Below are 15,401 nucleotides of genomic sequence, written 5' to 3' on the forward strand. Positions count from 1 at the left end.
ACACAGGTCGCATCCCCTTGATCCCATTTGTTGAATTGTCATCTACCGTGAGTGCCGTGCTGACCCTCACGGTGGTTGCGGTGATGTTCGTGCTCTTTGTGCGCGAGACCTTCCCGACAGAGGTGGTCGCCATCACCGGTGCGGCACTGATGCTGCTGCTGGGTGTCCTGCCTTATGAGAACGCGCTGGCCGTGCTCAGCAACCCCGCGCCCTGGACCATTGCCGCGATGTTCATCGTGATGGGGGCGCTGGTGCGCACCGGCGCGCTGGAGGTGCTGACCCAACTGGCGGAACGCTATGCCAAGACCCATCCGAAGGGGGCAGTGGCGGGGGTGATCCTGTCGGTGATGGGCGCCTCGGCCATCATGAACAACACGCCTGTCGTGGTAGTGATGATCCCCGTGATGGTCCAGCTGAGCCAAACCTTGGGGGCCAAGGCCTCGCGCTACCTGATCCCGCTCAGCTATGCGGCGATCATGGGCGGCTCGCTCACGCTGATCGGGACCTCGACCAACCTGCTGGTCGATGGGGTTGCCCGCACGCAGGGGCTCGATCCCTTCACGATTTTTGAGATCCTGCCCATCGGTCTTGTGGTCTGCGTCTGGGGGCTGATCTACCTGTCGATCTTTGCCAAACATCTGCTGCCGGATCGCGACAGCATGGCGAATATGCTCTCTGATCGCTCCAAGATGAAGTTCTTCACCGAGGCCGTGATCCCCCCCGAAAGCAACCTGATCGGGCGCGAGGTGCTGAGCGTGCAACTTTTCAAACGCGAAGGCGTGCGGCTTGTCGATGTGATCCGGGGCGATGCCTCGCTCCGGCGCAACATGCAGGGTGTGACGCTGCAGCTGGGGGACCGCGTGGTATTGCGCACCCAGATGACGGAGCTGCTGAGCCTGCAGGCCAACAAGGAGCTGAAACGGGTGGATCAGGTCTCAGCGGTGGAGACGACGACGGTTGAAGTCCTGATCACGCCGGGGTGCCGCATGGTCGGGCGATCCCTTGGCAGCATGCGGCTGCGCCGTCGCTACGGTGTCTATCCGCTGGCCGTGCATCGACGTAACCAGAACATCGGTCGGCAGCTGGACGATCTGGTGGTCAAGATCGGGGACACCCTGCTGCTGGAAGGGGCACCCGAAGACATTCAGCGGCTGGCTGCGGATATGGACATGGTGGATGTGTCGCAGCCTTCCGCCCGCGCCTTTCGGCGCAGTCACGCGCCCATCGCCATTGCCGCTCTGGCAGGAATTGTCGTCCTCGCCGCTCTCAACGTGGCGCCCATTCTGCTGCTGGCGATCATCGCTGTGGCGCTGGTGCTGGTCACCGGCTGCATCGACGCGGATGAGGCGTTTTCCTTCATCGACGGGCGCCTGCTGGCGTTAATCTTTGCCATGCTCTCCGTCGGCGCGGCGCTGCAGCATTCCGGAGCAATTGCGCTCATCGTTGATGCCGTCTCGCCGACGCTGATGGCAATGCCGCCGACGGTGGTGGTTCTGGTGGTTTTTGCCATGACCTCGACCCTGACAGAGATCGTGTCCAACAACGCCGTCGCCGTCATCATGACCCCGCTGGCCATTGGTTTGGGCACGGCACTGGGCCTGGATCCGCGCCCCCTGGTCGTTGCTGTCATGATCGCGGCCTCCTGCGCCTTTGCCACGCCCATCGGCTATCAGACCAACACGCTGGTCTATGGGCCCGGCGGCTATCGCTTTACCGACTTCATGCGCATCGGCGTGCCGCTTAACCTCAGCATGGCGCTCATTGTCTCAATGATCATCCCGCTGATCTGGCCGCTCTGAAGCTCATGCTGCCATGCAGCAATTGCAGGGCTGCTTTTCGTTTTTGAACGTTGTTTGTTAAGAATTTTGCCACCATGTTGGCGCTATCAGAACATCCGGTTTTGATGAAAGGAACGTCACATGAATGATATTATGAACCGACTGAAAAACGCGGCCGCGAAACGGGCCGAATTCAACCGCACCTATCACGAGCTGCGGCACATGCCACGCGAGACGGCGATTGATCTGGGCATGTTCCCGGAAGACGCTTATCAAGTCGCGTATTCGCACGTCTACGGACGCTAAACGCAAAGGGCACCAGAAGGCGCCCACCGACATTCCTCAAGCCCGCGCCCGTCTCCTTTAGCAGGAGCGCGCGCGGGCTTTTCATTTTCCCACACTAAATCTCAGAGCGGCCAGACAACCAGAATAACGGGGATCGATACCGCCACCACGATCACCTCCAGCGGCAGGCCCATGCGCCAGTAGTCCCCGAACCGATAGCCCCCGGGCCCAAGGATGAGCGTGTTGTTCTTGTGCCCGATGGGGGTGAGAAACGCGGAAGACGCGGCCACGGCCACCGCCATCAGGAACGGATCGGGTGAGACATTCAGGCTCTGCGCCATCTGAATGCCGACGGGCGCGGCCACGATGGTCGTTGCGGTGTTGTTGAGCACATCCGACAAAGTCATCGTCACGATCATCAACACGGTGAGTACAGCCCAGGCCGGCAGCCCGCCGGTCCAGGAGACAAGCGCGTCCGCAATCAGCTCGGTGCCGCCAGAGCTTTCCAGCGCCGCGCCCAGCGGGATCATCGACCCCAGGAGCACCACCACCGGCCAGTTGATATGATCGTAGAGTTCACTGAGCGGGACGATGCGGGTGAGCACATAGGCAACCACCACCAGCCCCAGCGCGATAGGTAGATAGAGCAGCCCGACACTGGCCGCGGCCACGGCCCCGGCAAAGAGGCCGATCGCAAGCCAGACCTTACCGTTTTCGGTCACGGCCAGCCCGCGGTCGGCCAGCGGCAGACAGCCCAGCCAGTCGGTGACATCCGGCCCGGTGTCGCGGGGCACCAGCAGCAGCAGGATGTCGCCGGTCTTCACAACCGTCTTGCGCAGATGCTTGGTGATCCGCGTGCCTTGCCGCGAGATGCCCAAGAGTACCGTGCGCTGTCGCCACGCAAGGCCGATGGATTGCGCCGTCTTGCCGTGGATGCGCGCGGCTTCCGGGACCACGACCTCGATGATCTCGACGCCTTCGCCATCGGCGCGCAGGGCCTCTTCGCGTTTGGCGTCGGCCACGGCCAGGTCAAGGCTGGTGCGAAATTCGTCCAATGCGTCGGGTGTTGCTTCCAGAACCAGTGCGTCACCGGCCTGCAGCAGCGCATTCCGGGCCTGACCGTAGCGGCGCTTGCCGTCGCGGATGAGACCGAGGATGGCCACATCCGCCTTGTCCGCCGCGTCATCCAGTTCCGCCAGACGTTTGCCAAGGTGCTTGCTGCCCTCGGGCACGGTCAGTTCGGCAATGTATTGCGACAGGTCCGCTTCCGGTGTTGTTTGCGTTGTGTCTTGTGGAATCAGCCGCCAGCCGATCAAGGCCACGAAAATCAGGCCCGCAATCGCTGCGGCCCCGCCGACAGGGGCAAAGTCGAACATCGCAAAAGGCGCCCCCAGAGACTCCTCGCGGATCGACGCAATGATGATATTGGGCGGCGTGCCGATCAATGTGGCCATGCCCCCGAGGATGGTGGCAAAGCTGAGCGGCATCAGGCTGAGCCCCGGCGCGCGGCCCGCCTTGCGCGCGGTTTGAATGTCCACCGGCATGAGCAGGGCAAGGGCCGCGACATTGTTCATGAAGGCGGAAAGCACCCCGCCGATGGCGCCCATCAGCGCGATATGTGTGCCCAGAGAGCGCGTCGCATCCACGAGCGTGCGGGTGATCAGGAACACCGCCCCCGACCGCACCAGCCCGGCGGAGACCACAAGGACGAGGGCCACCACCAGCGTCGCGGGATGCCCAAAGCCGGAAAACGCGTCCTGGGTGGGAACCACGCCCAGAACCACACCGACCATCAGGGCGGTAAAGGCCACGATATCATAGCGAAAGCGCCCCCAAAGCAGCAGGCCAAAGACCGCGCCAAAGAGCGTGAAAAGGATGATTTGATCTGTTGTCACGGGGGCCTGCTCCACGCTCTTGATTTTGCGAGTTGTTTTACCTCAACTGCGGTTATGTCTGATTTGAACTTTTTAATCACCAACGGATTTCTGACCGCGTTGGAGAATGCTGGCAAGCTGGCGCCGAGGGCGGCGGCCAGGGCCAAGGTCCGGGTGTTCAAGCTCAGGAAGTATCTGGATGGGGTCGAATACAGCTGGCGCAATCCTGATCATCTGCGCTGGAGCCATATTGATCAGGCGCGGCACGTCAAGAACAGCTATCCGCCCCCCGAATTCGGGGCGTTTCTCTGCGAGATTGAAAAACCGCTGTTGTTTCAGAACATTGCAGGGCTGAACGATCCGGATCCCGAAGGATATTTCGCGCGGTTCCGGTCCCGCAGGTTCGAACTGGCTTGTCTGGTTGTTTATACGGAACAGCCCGACCGGCGTCTGGCTTTCCCTGTGGTCGGCACACTGGCCGAGTGCAACAGACACCTGACTGCCCTGCGCGACAAAAAACTTGCAAAAAAGCTCATTGCAGACGTGCGGGCCTTGCCAAAGCCTTCGACCACCGCGCGGTAAAACCTTGACAGAGAGGGCGTTATTGCCTAAGTGTTGCTTTGCAAGACAACAGTTCTGATCGCCACAAACGGATGATGACCCATGACTGATGTACAAACCAATGCAGGGGCCGAGGCCAAAGCACCCAAACGGGCGAGCGCCCGGCGGGCTGCACGCACCTCGACAACCACCGCCCCACCGCTTGCTGCCTTGGACGAAGCGGCCTTTGATGCCGCCTTCGACGCGCTTGACCCGGCGGAGAAACACGCCGTGTTCCGCGATGTTGGTGAGGAATTGGCCCGTACGCTGGGGGCGCAGGTGATTGCCCAGATGCTGAACGGATCGGACCTCAGCATGCGTGAGATCGGCGCCCAATCCGGGTTTGACCATACCGCGTTATCGCGGATTGCCCGCGGTGCTTCCAAGACCGGACCCACCTTGTGGAAGGTCTTTGCCCTGGCCGAGGCGCTGGGTTACCGGATTGAGCTGAACGCCGTCAAAAAGTGACAAAGGCCGGTCTCGTTTCCGACGCGCTGATCCTGGCCCCGGCGATCTGGGCCTGTTCCTTCCTGTTGCGGTCCCGCTGGTACGAACGTGAGGCCGACCGGCTGATGGCCCGCGATGCCGATGAGCATACCGTCCAGCTCAAACGGGAAGAAGCGCGGTACTATCAGGATTTTGCGCGCGTCATGCCCAACTACATGCTGGCGGCACTGACGCTTGGTCTGGCCATCCGCGCCTTCCTGATCCTCCAGGCCATGATGACGGGATAGGCTGAGGGGTTGAGCGTCCCGCGCGTCACGGATACACATCGCCAAACTCAAAGAATGAATGGAGGGTGCCAATGGCCGGACACTCAAAATGGGCAAACATCCAGCACCGCAAGGGACGTCAGGACGCCGTGCGGGCCAAGCTGTTTTCCAAGCTCAGCAAAGAGATCACCGTGGCCGCCAAGATGGGCGATCCCGATCCCGACAAGAACCCGCGCCTGCGTCTTGCGGTGAAGGAAGCCAAATCGCAGTCCATGCCCAAGGACAACATCGACCGCGCGATCAAGAAATCCCAGGTCGGCGATGGCGACGATTACGAAGAAATCCGCTACGAGGGCTATGGGCCCAACGGTGTGGCGGTGATCGTCGAGGCGATGACTGACAACCGCAACCGTACCGCATCGACCGTGCGCTCCACCTTCACCAAGAACGGCGGCAACCTGGGCGAGACCGGTTCCGTTGGCTTCATGTTCGACCGCAAGGGCGAGGTGACATACCCGGCTGATGTGGGCGATGCGGATACGGTCATGATGGCAGCCATCGAGGCGGGCGCCGAGGATGTCGAAAGCTCCGAGGATGGGCACGTGATCTGGTGTGCGGATACCGATCTCAATGAGGTGGCCACGGCGCTTGAGGGGGAGCTGGGCGAATCCGAGAGCACCAAGCTGGTGTGGCGGCCGACAACGACCACCGAGATGGACCTCGACAGCATGCAGAAACTGATGCGGCTCATCGATGCGCTTGAAGATGACGATGACGTGCAACGCGTCACGACGAATTTCGAAGCTAGCGATGAGGTGATGGAACAGCTCTGAACTGTGCCACGCGCCAAAAAACCAAAAGCCGCCCGGGGGACGTGGGCGGCTTTTGACGTCAGACCGAAACCGGATCAGCGCGGTTGGTTGCAATCGGTGCAGAAAAGGGACCGCGCGAAATGCCCCCAGCCGAGGCGCTGCGTTTCCGGCTGGCCCATCGACCGCCGCGACGTGCTTCGGTTGATCCGCTTCATGAGGTGCTTGAGATCGGTAAGCCGCTTGCGGGCCCCACTGCCGCCCGCTTCGCTTTGCACGGACAGGATCTTCTTTTGAGTGTGCAGCGCGGACTCGATCAATTCGATGTCTTTTGCCGTAAGATCTAGGTTGTGTGAATTGTCCAGCATCTGAGCACATCCTTGTTGCATCCCTATCATATGGGGAACAAAGAGGGATACGCCAATCATCCCGGATAAGATTTCTGTGATTTTATTTTTTCACATCACACCTGCGTGAGTATTCTTAACGAGATGTGACCCTGCGGCGGCTTTGATGCCGCGGCTGAGCGGGGCCAGCGCGTCGGTCATCAAGCGGCTGGTCTGCCAGTAAAGCTCCACATCCAAAGGATTTTCCGGAACGAGCTCGATCAGCGCGCCGCGCTGCAAATGGGTTTTGACAAGGGGCAGGGGATTGAGACCCCAGCCCAGCCCGGCCAGCGCGGCATCGACAAAGGCATGCGTAGAGGGCAGCTGATGCGCGGGCGGGGTCAGCCGTTCACCTGTCTGTTGCGTGATCCACCGGTGTTGCAGGGCGTCCTTGGCGTTGAAAGTCATAACGGGTGCTGCGGCCAGGCTCGCCGCGGTGACACCCTTGCTGAACCATATGTCAAAAAACGCAGGGCTGGCCGTCGCGATATAACGCAATGCGCCAAGCGGTGTGCAGTTGCAGCCCGATACCGCCTGCGCCTGTCCGGTGACCGCCGCACTCACCGCGCCGCGCAAAAGCCAGTCGGTGGAGGTGTCCTGATCGTCGATGACCAGATCAAAGAGCATGCCGGTTGCCTGCGTCAGCCCGGGCACAAACCAGGTGGCAAGGCTGTCGGCGTTGACGGCGACACGCACACGCGGTGCTTGCTGCATCCGATCAGGGGACAGGTCGCGCAGCACGTGCGATTCCAGCAAGGCGACGTCATCGGCGTGCCGCGCCAGGCGTGTGCCGGCCTCGGTCGGGGTGCAGGGCTGGCCCCGGTAGATCAGCGCAGCCCCCATCCGCTCCTCCAGCGCCTTCATCCGCTGTGAAATGGCCGAGGATGTCACGCCGAGATGGGCCGCCGCTGCCTCAAAGCTGCCGTGGCGCACAATGGCGGCAAGGGCCGCAAGCTGACTGGGATCAATCGACATTAGTTGTTCTTAATTAAGCTTCACATGTTTAATTTGAGTAATGTCGAGAGGCGCGCTAGTCAATGCGGCACCTCAAAAGGATGATCGCGTGTTTGATACCTTCCTCCCCGGCTACCTGTTGGGCCTGTCCCTGATCCTGGCCATCGGCGCACAAAACGCATTTGTCCTGCGGCAGGGGCTTCGGCGCGAGCATGTGTTCTGGGTGTGCCTGACCTGCGGGGTGTCTGATGCCGTGTTGATTGCTGTGGGCGTGGCCGGGTTCGGCGCTTTGTCGGAACGCATGCCCTGGTTTGAAACTGTGATGCGTTTTGGCGGGGCCGCCTTTCTGCTGTGGTACGGATGGCGCAGCGCGCGGTCCGCCTGGCAGGGCGGGCAGGCGCTGCAGGCGGATGGCGGCACACAGCGCGCGTTGCTGCCCACGATCCTGACCGTGCTGGCGCTCACCTGGCTCAACCCGCATGTCTATCTCGATACGGTGGTCCTGCTCGGGTCCATCTCGGCGCAATATGACAACCGGTTGCTCTTTGGCGCTGGCGCGGTGTCGGCCAGCCTGACCTTCTTCTTCATGCTCGGCTACGGCGCCCGTTTGCTCGCACCGCTTTTCGGACGCCCCACCAGCTGGCGTGTGCTGGACGGGTTGATTGCGCTCACCATGTGGGCCATTGCCGCGGGATTATTGTGGGCCTGACCCCTTGCGGCGGGCGGCAAAACACGCTGTCTATGGCACATGGTCACCCGCACCCCCCATCGCCCGGTTGTCGGTATTTTCTGGATGCTTGTCACGGGGCTGTGTTTCATCGCGGTGACGGCGTTGGTGAAGCATATGGGCACCCGCGTGCCGCCCGCCGAATCCGCCTTTCTGCGCTACCTGATGGGGCTGATTTTCCTGATCCCCGCCATCGGCGCGCTGCGCGCCGCGCATCTGACCCCCCGGCAGTGGCGTCTCTTTGGCCTTCGCGGCGTGATGCATGGGATCGGCGTGATCCTGTGGTTCTATGCCATGGCCCGTATCCCCATCGCGGATGTCACAGCGATGAACTATCTGGCACCCATCTATGTCACCATCGGGGCCGCGCTGTTTCTGGGCGAACGGCTGGCCTTCCGGCGGATCGCAGCCATTCTCGCCGCCCTCGCCGGGGCGTTTTTGATCCTGCGCCCGGGCTTCCGCGAGATCAGCAGCGGGCATCTAGCCATGCTGGCCACCGCCATTGCCTTTGGGGGATCGTACCTCACGGCCAAGGTCATGGCGGATGAGGTCAAACCCGCCGTGGTCGTCGCCATGCTGTCGATTTTCGTGACGATCACCTTGGCGCCTTTTGCCCTGGCGCATTGGGTCACACCCAGTCTCGCCGATCTTGGCGTGCTCTTCCTGGTGGCCTGTTTCGCCACTGCAGGTCACTACACCATGACCCTTGCCTTTGCCGCAGCCCCCTTGACCGTCACCCAGCCCGTGACCTTTGCCCAACTGATCTGGGCCGTTCTGCTGGGGTATCTGGTCTTTGACGAAGCCGTTGATATCTGGGTGGTTCTGGGCGGTCTGGTCATTCTGGGCTCCGTGGTTTTCATCACCTGGCGAGAAGCCGTGCTGAAGCGGGGAGAGACAACGCCCACCGTAAATGCGACCAAGGTTTGAGCACGCTCTTTTTTATTGATTGACCAGTCAATAAAAAACCCGCTACTGCAGGCGAAACACCGTCACAAGGGGAATCGCATGCCAAAGCTGGGAATGGAGCCGATCCGCCGCACCGCATTGGTGGAGGCGACAATCGCGGAGCTTGCCTCCAAAGGGTCGCTGGATGTGACCGTTGGCCAGATTGCAAAACGCGCGGGCATGTCCACGGCATTGGCGCACCACTATTTCGGCGGCAAAGACCAGATATTCCTCGCGGCGATGCGCCAGATCCTGCGTGATTTCGGCGCGGAAGTGCGGCAGGGGCTCGCGCGGGCCAGCACCCCCAAGGCGCGGGCGGTGTCGCTGATCGAGGCCAGCTTTTCGGACACCTGTTTCTCGCCCCAGACGGTCAGCGCCTGGATGACGCTCTATGCGCAGGCGCAGACCAACCGCGAAATGCTGCGGCTCTTGCAGCTCTACCAGCGCCGTTTGAAATCCAACCTCAGCCATGCCCTGCGCCCGCTGACGTCGCGGCCGGAGGCACATGCCGAAACACTGGCGGCCCTGATCGATGGGCTCTACCTGCGCGCGGCCCTCTCGCGCTCACAAAGCCCCGATGCCGCCCGGCGCACCGCCCTGGAAACACTCAACATGCTGCTGGAGGAGCGCTGATGTCCCGCCCGAATATCCTGATCCTGATGGTTGATCAGCTCAACGGCACCCTGTTTCCGGATGGCCCTGCCGACTGGCTGCACGCGCCCAATCTGAAAAAACTCGCCGCGCGCTCGACCCGGTTTCGCAACGCCTACACCGCCTCGCCGCTCTGTGCGCCGGGCCGCGCCGCTTTCATGTCGGGCCAGCTGCCCTCGGCCACGGGCGTCTATGACAATGCCGCCGAGTTTCCGTCGTCGGTGCCCACCTACGCCCACCACCTGCGCCGCGCAGGCTACCAGACCTGCCTCTCGGGCAAGATGCATTTCGTCGGGCCCGACCAGCTGCACGGGTTCGAAGAACGCCTGACCACCGACATCTACCCGGCCGACTTCGGCTGGACGCCCGACTACCGCAAACCGGGCGAGCGGATCGACTGGTGGTATCACAACATGGGGTCGGTCACCGGTGCAGGTGTCGCCGAAATTTCCAACCAGATGGAATATGACGACGAGGTTGCCTTCAACGCCACCCGCAAGCTCTATGATCTCTCGCGCGGGGCCGATGCGCGCCCCTGGTGTCTGACGGTCAGCTTCACGCACCCGCATGACCCTTACGTGGCCCGCAAGAAATACTGGGACCTCTATGAGGACTGCGACCACCTGCTGCCCGAGGTACCGGCCTTCGCCTACGAGGATCAGGACCCGCACAGCAAGCGCATCTTTGACGCCAACGACTGGCGCAGCTTCGACATCACCGAAGAGGATATCCGCCGCTCCCGCCGCGCTTACTTCGCCAACATCAGCTATCTCGACGACAAAATCGGAGAGATCCTGCAAACGCTGGAAGACACCCGGCAAGAGGCAATCATCCTCTTTGTCTCGGACCACGGCGACATGCTGGGCGAGCGCGGTCTCTGGTTCAAAATGTCCTTCTTCGAAGGCTCCTCCCGCGTGCCGCTGATGATCTCCGCGCCGCAGATGCAACCGGGGCTGCAGACCACACCCGTCTCCAACATCGACGTCTGCCCGACGCTCTGCGACCTTGCCGGCGTGTCCATGGAGGAGGTGAAGGACTGGACCACAGGTGTGTCCCTTGTCCCGATGGGCCAAGGGGTGGAGCGCAGCGAACCGGTCGCCATGGAATACGCCGCCGAAGCCACCTATGCGCCCATGGTCTCGCTGCGCTACGGCAAGTGGAAGTACAACCGCTGCGCGCTCGATCCCGATCAGCTCTTCGATCTGGACGCTGATCCGCATGAACGGACCAATCTCGCAGAGGTCGCCGCCCATCAGGGCACCCTCAGCCAGCTCAAAACAAAATCCGAAGCCCGCTGGGACCTCGCCGCCTTCGACGCCGACGTGCGCAAAAGCCAGGCCCGCCGCTGGGTCGTCTACGACGCGCTGCGGCAAGGCGGCTACTACCCGTGGGACTACCAGCCCCTGCGCGACGCGTCAGAGCAATACATGCGCAACCACATGGATCTCAACGTGCTGGAAGATGCCAAACGCGCCCCCAAGGGTGACTGAGCCTTTCATTGTTCTTCAAATATGCCCCCCGGAGGCGATCATGACCTATCCAACCCAACCTACCGCCAGCCATTTCATAAACGGTGAATACGCCGAAGACACCGCAGGCACGCCCATCGACGTCATTTACCCCGCCACCGGCGAGCAGATCGCCACGGTCTACGCCGCAACACCCGCGCTGATCGAGCGCGCCATCGAAAGCGCGCGGGCGGCGCAGATCACATGGGCCGCCATGACCGGGACCGAGCGCGGCCGCATCCTGCGCCGCGCGGCGGAGATGATGCGGGAGCGCAATCACGATCTGTCCGTGCTCGAAACCTATGACACCGGCAAACCCTATCAGGAAACCAGCGTGGCGGACGCCACCAGCGGCGCGGATGCGCTGGAATACTTTGGCGGCATGGCTGCAACGCTGACCGGCGAACATATCCAGCTGGGCGAGGATTGGGTCTATACCCGTCGCGAACCTTTGGGCCTCTGTGTCGGCATCGGCGCGTGGAACTACCCGACGCAGATCGCCTGTTGGAAAGGCGCGCCCGCACTGGCCTGCGGCAATACGATGATCTTCAAACCCTCTGAGACCACGCCGCTCTGCGCCTTGAAAGTGGCCGAAATCCTGCATGAGGCAGGGCTGCCTGCCGGTGTCTATAACGTGCTGCAAGGTCTGGGCGACGTCGGCGGCGCATTGGTCACCGACCCGCGTGTCGACAAGGTCTCGCTGACCGGCTCTGTGCCCACGGGCCGCAAGGTCTATGCCGCCGCGGCCCAGGGGATCAAGCACGTCACCATGGAACTGGGCGGCAAATCTCCAATGATCGTCTTCGAAGACGCAGATATCGACAACGCCGTCAGCGGCGCGATCCTGGGCAATTTCTATTCCTCCGGTCAGGTGTGCTCGAACGGCACCCGCGTCTTCGTGCACAAGGACATCAAGGAGGCGTTTCTCGACCGGCTGAGCACGCGCCTGAAGGCCGCGGTGATCGGTGACCCGATGCAGCCCGAGACAAGTTTCGGCCCCATGGTTTCCGAACGGCAGATGAATATCGTGCTCGACTATATCGAGAAGGGCAAAGCTGAAGGAGCCCGGCTGGTCTGTGGTGGCACCCGGCTGGACCGCGACGGTTTCTACCTCACCCCAACGGTCTTTGCCGACGTCGCAGATGACATGGTCATCGCGCGCGAAGAAATCTTTGGCCCCGTCATGGCCGTGCTTGATTTCGAGGACGAAGCGGATGTGATGGCCCGCGCGAACGACACCGAATTCGGTCTGGCTGCCGGTGTTTTCACCCGCGACCTGGCGCGTGCCCACCGCGTGGCCGCCGGGTTCGAGGCCGGGACCTGCTACATCAACACCTACAATGACGCACCGGTCGAGGCACCGTTCGGGGGCTCCAAGGCCTCCGGTGTCGGGCGCGAAAACTCCAAGGCCGCCATCGCCTACTACAGCCAGCTGAAATCCGTCTACGTCCGTATGGGCGATCTGGAAGCGCCTTTCTGATGGCCAGTGCGGTGCAGAAACCGGAGGGGTTTCAACCCGTCGATATCGTCAAATGGGTGGCAACGGCCATCCAGTTGGTCGGCTACGGGCTGACGGGTCTGAACATCGTCCCATGGAACGTATTCGCCTTTTTCGGCGGCATCGTTCTGTGGTTCGCGGTGGGTGTGATGTGGAAGGACAAGGCGATCATGGTCGTGCATGTCGGGGCATTTGTCTCGCTGCTCATTGGCTATCTGAACGCTTGAATGGACGAATAAAATGCAAGCAGATTTTGTAATTGTGGGCGCGGGCAGCGCAGGCTGTGCGATGGCCTATCGGTTGAGCGAGGCAGGGGCCTCCGTCATCGTGATCGAGCACGGGGGCACGGACGCGGGCCCCTTCATCCAGATGCCAGCGGCGTTGTCCTACCCGATGAACATGAAACGCTACGACTGGGGGTTTACATCCGAGCCGGAGCCGCATTTGAACAACCGTCGTCTCGCCTGTCCCCGCGGCAAGGTGATTGGCGGATCCTCCAGCATCAACGGCATGGTCTACGTGCGGGGCCACGCGATGGATTTTGACCACTGGGCAGAGCAGGGGGCCGACGGCTGGTCCTACGCCGATGTGCTGCCCTATTTCAAACGGATGGAGAATTGGCACGACGGCGGCCATGGTGGTGACCCGACGTGGCGCGGCGCCGACGGCCCGCTGCATGTCAGCCGGGGTCCCCGGCAGAACCCGCTCTACCACGCCTTCGTCGAGGCGGGGCGCCAGGCCGGATATCATACCACCGAGGATTATAACGGTCAGAAACAGGAAGGGTTCGGCCCGATGGAGCAGACGGTCTGGCAGGGGCGTCGTTGGTCTGCGGCGAATGCCTACCTGCGCCCGGCGCTCAAACGGGACAATTGCACCCTGATCAACGGGTTGGCACAGCGAGTGGTCGTCGAGGACGGGCGCGCTGTCGGTGTCGAAATCCGTCGCGGTGGCCGTGTCGAGGTGATCCGGGCAAACCGCGAGGTGGTACTGGCGGCCTCCTCGATCAACTCGCCGAAACTGCTGATGCTCTCCGGGATCGGACCGGCTAGCCATCTGGCCGAACACGGGATCAATGTGGTGGCTGACCGTCCGGGCGTTGGGCAAAACCTGCAGGACCATCTGGAACTCTACCTGCAGATGGCGGCGAGCCAGCCGATCACGCTCTACAAACACTGGAACCTTGTGTCCAAGGCGGTGATCGGCGCGCAGTGGCTTTTCACCAAGACGGGGTTCGGCGCCTCCAACCAGTTCGAAAGCACTGGTTTCATCCGCTCGCAACCGGGGGTGCAATACCCGGATATTCAATTCCACTTCCTGCCGATTGCAGTGCGCTATGACGGCAAGGTGGCCGCCGAAGGCCACGGGTTCCAGGCGCATGTGGGGCCGATGCGCTCGCCCTCGCGCGGTGCGGTGAGCCTTGCTTCGGCCAATCCGGCGGATGCGCCGCGTATCTTCTTCAACTACATGTCGACCGATGAGGACTGGGCCGATTTCCGGCGCTGCATCCGCCTGACGCGCGAGATTTTTGCGCAGGAGGCTTTCAAGCCCTTCGTCAAACACGAAATACAGCCCGGGGATGCGGTGCAATCGGACGCCGATCTGGATGCCTTTATCAAAGAACACGCCGAAAGCGCCTATCACCCCTGTGGCACCTGCCGCATGGGGCGGGCAGATGACCGCCACGCGGTCGTGGATGCCGAGGCGCGGGTGATCGGCGTTGACGGGCTACGCGTGGCCGACAGCAGCATTTTCCCGCGGATCACCAACGGCAATCTTAACGCGCCATCGATCATGGTGGGCGAGAAGGCCGCTGACCATTTGCTGGGCCGCGATCCATTGGCGCGGTCCAACGATGAGCCCTGGATCAACCCGGCATGGGCGACCGCCCAACGTTAACCACCTGGTAACCTTGGTTAACGAATTCCCTTGCGTGACCATCGGGGCGTCGTCATACCGCGCGCATGCGTATGGTGATGATTATGATGGTCGTGTCCGGACTTTGGCTGCCGGGTGGTGTTCTGGCGGGCAATGCGTTCTCTGGCGCGGTGCGGGTGATTGATGGCGACACGGTCGACGTGGGAGACGTTCGTGTGCGCCTCCATGGGATCGACGCGCCCGAGACCGATCAGACCTGCAGGACCGAGCAGGGTCAGGTTTGGGCCTGCGGCAAGTGGGTGACCGATCAGGTGACCACCCTGTTTGGCGGGCGGATGGCCGAATGCACGCCCGTGACCACGGACAAATATAATCGCACCGTGGCCCGCTGCACCGTGGCGGGTCAGGATGTCGGATATGAATTGGTCAGCGCAGGTCTGGCCTTTGCCTATCGGAAATACGCGCAGGATTATGTTTTTGCGGAGAAGGGTGCCGCCATCCGGGACATCGGGCTGCATGCCAGCCGTGTGCAGAACCCATCCCAGTTCCGCCCAACACGCGCCGTTGGGCGGATCCCACCTGACCGCGCGTGCCCTGTGAAGGGCAATATCTCCAGTCAGGGCACCCGGATCTACCATGTGCCCGGACAACGCGACTATGAACGCACCGGCATCCGCACGGAACGCGGTGAGCGATGGTTTTGCTCTGCAAGCGCTGCGCAACTTGCCGGGTGGCGTGCAGCTAAACGGTAGCGCTTTCTCTGCGCGTCACAAGCTTGGATGTCGCGTCAGGCGC

At 62.1% G+C, this 15,401-nt stretch carries 17 protein-coding genes; 14 read left to right on the top strand and 3 right to left on the bottom strand.

Annotation, left to right across the window (positions count from 1 at the left end):
- The first annotated feature begins 83 nt into the window (after nucleotides 1-83).
- Nucleotides 84-1,799 carry an SLC13 family permease gene (locus ISX84_RS01125; protein WP_229884100.1) on the top strand — a complete coding sequence of 572 codons (1,716 nt, stop codon included), beginning with the start codon at nucleotides 84-86 and terminating at the stop codon, nucleotides 1,797-1,799.
- Nucleotides 1,800-1,919: 120 nt separating this feature from the next.
- Nucleotides 1,920-2,084 (top strand): hypothetical protein, encoded by a 165-nt coding sequence (locus tag ISX84_RS01130; protein WP_195818479.1) that lies wholly within the window; start codon nucleotides 1,920-1,922, stop codon nucleotides 2,082-2,084.
- Between the two features lie 101 nt (nucleotides 2,085-2,185).
- On the opposite strand, the gene ISX84_RS01135 is transcribed toward ISX84_RS01130, so the two are convergent.
- Nucleotides 2,186-3,958, bottom strand: a complete 1,773-nt coding sequence (locus tag ISX84_RS01135) for an SLC13 family permease (RefSeq protein ID WP_195818480.1) — start codon at nucleotides 3,956-3,958, stop codon at nucleotides 2,186-2,188.
- A gap of 63 nt (nucleotides 3,959-4,021) precedes the next feature.
- Between ISX84_RS01135 and ISX84_RS01140 the strand changes: the two genes are divergently transcribed.
- The 4 genes from ISX84_RS01140 to ISX84_RS01155 all read left to right on the top strand — a co-directional run bounded on the left by ISX84_RS01140 (nucleotide 4,022) and on the right by ISX84_RS01155 (nucleotide 6,083).
- A complete protein-coding gene (locus tag ISX84_RS01140) occupies nucleotides 4,022-4,519 on the top strand; it encodes a hypothetical protein (RefSeq protein ID WP_195818481.1) in 498 nt (165 codons plus the stop codon).
- An 81-nt stretch (nucleotides 4,520-4,600) separates the two neighbouring features.
- Complete coding sequence (locus ISX84_RS01145) at nucleotides 4,601-5,005, top strand: helix-turn-helix domain-containing protein (RefSeq protein ID WP_195818482.1); 405 nt, start codon at nucleotides 4,601-4,603, stop codon at nucleotides 5,003-5,005.
- Nucleotides 5,002-5,271 (top strand): hypothetical protein, encoded by a 270-nt coding sequence (locus ISX84_RS01150; RefSeq protein ID WP_195818483.1) that lies wholly within the window; start codon nucleotides 5,002-5,004, stop codon nucleotides 5,269-5,271. The genes ISX84_RS01145 and ISX84_RS01150 overlap by 4 nt, the downstream gene beginning before the upstream one ends.
- A gap of 71 nt (nucleotides 5,272-5,342) precedes the next feature.
- Nucleotides 5,343-6,083: a YebC/PmpR family DNA-binding transcriptional regulator gene (locus ISX84_RS01155; RefSeq protein WP_195818484.1), complete on the top strand. Its 741-nt coding sequence runs from the start codon at nucleotides 5,343-5,345 to the stop codon at nucleotides 6,081-6,083.
- 74 nt (nucleotides 6,084-6,157) lie between these two features.
- Here ISX84_RS01155 and ISX84_RS01160 read toward each other — a convergent pair whose 3' ends face one another.
- The gene (locus ISX84_RS01160; RefSeq protein ID WP_195818485.1) at nucleotides 6,158-6,427 is read right to left on the bottom strand and encodes a hypothetical protein; all 270 of its coding nucleotides are present in this window, start codon (nucleotides 6,425-6,427) and stop codon (nucleotides 6,158-6,160) included.
- A 90-nt stretch (nucleotides 6,428-6,517) separates the two neighbouring features.
- Nucleotides 6,518-7,420, bottom strand: a complete 903-nt coding sequence (locus tag ISX84_RS01165; RefSeq protein ID WP_195818486.1) for a LysR family transcriptional regulator ArgP — start codon at nucleotides 7,418-7,420, stop codon at nucleotides 6,518-6,520.
- 88 nt (nucleotides 7,421-7,508) lie between these two features.
- On the opposite strand from ISX84_RS01165, the gene ISX84_RS01170 reads away from it, so the two are divergent.
- From ISX84_RS01170 to ISX84_RS01205, 8 genes are all read left to right on the top strand, one after another.
- Nucleotides 7,509-8,108, top strand: a complete 600-nt coding sequence (locus ISX84_RS01170) for a LysE/ArgO family amino acid transporter (RefSeq protein ID WP_326838682.1) — start codon at nucleotides 7,509-7,511, stop codon at nucleotides 8,106-8,108.
- A gap of 39 nt (nucleotides 8,109-8,147) precedes the next feature.
- Entirely contained in the window at nucleotides 8,148-9,053 is a 906-nt protein-coding gene (locus tag ISX84_RS01175) for a DMT family transporter (protein ID WP_195818488.1), read from the top strand.
- A gap of 78 nt (nucleotides 9,054-9,131) precedes the next feature.
- Nucleotides 9,132-9,704, top strand: a complete 573-nt coding sequence (betI, locus tag ISX84_RS01180) for a choline-binding transcriptional repressor BetI (RefSeq protein ID WP_195818489.1) — start codon at nucleotides 9,132-9,134, stop codon at nucleotides 9,702-9,704.
- Complete coding sequence (gene betC / locus ISX84_RS01185) at nucleotides 9,704-11,212, top strand: choline-sulfatase (protein ID WP_195818490.1); 1,509 nt, start codon at nucleotides 9,704-9,706, stop codon at nucleotides 11,210-11,212. The genes betI and betC overlap by 1 nt, the downstream gene beginning before the upstream one ends.
- 40 nt (nucleotides 11,213-11,252) lie before the next feature.
- Nucleotides 11,253-12,710 (top strand): betaine-aldehyde dehydrogenase, encoded by a 1,458-nt coding sequence (gene betB, locus ISX84_RS01190; protein ID WP_195818491.1) that lies wholly within the window; start codon nucleotides 11,253-11,255, stop codon nucleotides 12,708-12,710.
- Nucleotides 12,710-12,955: a DUF6552 family protein gene (locus tag ISX84_RS01195; protein WP_195818492.1), complete on the top strand. Its 246-nt coding sequence runs from the start codon at nucleotides 12,710-12,712 to the stop codon at nucleotides 12,953-12,955. The genes betB and ISX84_RS01195 overlap by 1 nt, the downstream gene beginning before the upstream one ends.
- A 13-nt stretch (nucleotides 12,956-12,968) precedes the next feature.
- The gene (gene betA / locus ISX84_RS01200) at nucleotides 12,969-14,627 is read left to right on the top strand and encodes a choline dehydrogenase (RefSeq protein ID WP_195818493.1); all 1,659 of its coding nucleotides are present in this window, start codon (nucleotides 12,969-12,971) and stop codon (nucleotides 14,625-14,627) included.
- A gap of 77 nt (nucleotides 14,628-14,704) precedes the next feature.
- Nucleotides 14,705-15,358, top strand: a complete 654-nt coding sequence (locus ISX84_RS01205; protein WP_326838683.1) for a thermonuclease family protein — start codon at nucleotides 14,705-14,707, stop codon at nucleotides 15,356-15,358.
- Nucleotides 15,359-15,401 lie beyond the last annotated feature (43 nt).

Source organism: Roseobacter sp. MH60115 (assembly GCF_015644665.1).
Taxonomy (GTDB): domain Bacteria; phylum Pseudomonadota; class Alphaproteobacteria; order Rhodobacterales; family Rhodobacteraceae; genus Roseobacter.

Coding starts and splice junctions, on each gene's coding strand:
- ISX84_RS01125 (WP_229884100.1), top strand. CDS start 84: ATGTTCGTGCTCTTTGTGCGCGAGACCTTCCCGACAGAGGTGGTCGCC.
- ISX84_RS01130 (WP_195818479.1), top strand. CDS start 1,920: ATGAATGATATTATGAACCGACTGAAAAACGCGGCCGCGAAACGGGCC.
- ISX84_RS01145 (WP_195818482.1), top strand. CDS start 4,601: ATGACTGATGTACAAACCAATGCAGGGGCCGAGGCCAAAGCACCCAAA.
- ISX84_RS01155 (WP_195818484.1), top strand. CDS start 5,343: ATGGCCGGACACTCAAAATGGGCAAACATCCAGCACCGCAAGGGACGT.
- ISX84_RS01160 (WP_195818485.1), bottom strand. CDS start 6,427: ATGCTGGACAATTCACACAACCTAGATCTTACGGCAAAAGACATCGAA.
- ISX84_RS01165 (WP_195818486.1), bottom strand. CDS start 7,420: ATGTCGATTGATCCCAGTCAGCTTGCGGCCCTTGCCGCCATTGTGCGC.
- ISX84_RS01175 (WP_195818488.1), top strand. CDS start 8,148: ATGGTCACCCGCACCCCCCATCGCCCGGTTGTCGGTATTTTCTGGATG.
- betI (WP_195818489.1), top strand. CDS start 9,132: ATGCCAAAGCTGGGAATGGAGCCGATCCGCCGCACCGCATTGGTGGAG.
- betC (WP_195818490.1), top strand. CDS start 9,704: ATGTCCCGCCCGAATATCCTGATCCTGATGGTTGATCAGCTCAACGGC.
- betB (WP_195818491.1), top strand. CDS start 11,253: ATGACCTATCCAACCCAACCTACCGCCAGCCATTTCATAAACGGTGAA.
- ISX84_RS01195 (WP_195818492.1), top strand. CDS start 12,710: ATGGCCAGTGCGGTGCAGAAACCGGAGGGGTTTCAACCCGTCGATATC.
- betA (WP_195818493.1), top strand. CDS start 12,969: ATGCAAGCAGATTTTGTAATTGTGGGCGCGGGCAGCGCAGGCTGTGCG.
- ISX84_RS01205 (WP_326838683.1), top strand. CDS start 14,705: ATGATTATGATGGTCGTGTCCGGACTTTGGCTGCCGGGTGGTGTTCTG.